This is a genomic window from Burkholderia sp. SR8 (assembly GCF_052851275.1).
The window spans coordinates 1-468 of sequence record NZ_JAULUC010000092.1 but is presented as its reverse complement, the minus strand read 5'-3'; the positions used below and the strand labels follow the sequence as shown (position 1 = coordinate 468).

Here is a 468-nt window from a genome sequence, read left to right as displayed (position 1 = left end):
GTGCCGGCAAGCGTCGGCGTCGTGTCGTCCGTCGTTGCGCCAGTCGTCAGCAAGCCGATGATCGAACCCACGTCGTCCGTCACACTGACAACGATCGGCGCCGCGGGTGCTGTCGTATCGCCCGCCACCGTTACCGAGGCAGAGGGGCTCGTATTACCCGCTGCATCGGTTGCCGTCACGCCAATCACCGTGCCGGTCGGCAGCGGGGTCGACGGCGTGTACGTCCACGCTCCGCTCGGATCTGCCGTCACAGTTGCGTCCGGCGTACCGTCGCCGTTCGTGTCGATGTTGACCGTTGCACCCGCTTCAGCCGTGCCCGACAACGACGTGCCGTCTGTCGCATTCACCGTCGGCAATGCCGGAGCAGTCGTATCGACCGTCAGATCGAATGCCGTGCTCGGGGTGCTCACATTGCCCGCCGTGTCGGTTGCGGTGACCGTCAGGCTGTGTGCGCCTTCGCCCAGTGCG

General features: G+C 66.2%; 1 protein-coding gene. It reads right to left on the bottom strand.

Features of this window, described 5'->3' with window-relative positions:
* On the bottom strand, nucleotides 1–468 hold a 468-nt coding region (locus tag Q3A80_RS31960; RefSeq protein WP_446332760.1), incomplete at both ends, for an Ig-like domain-containing protein.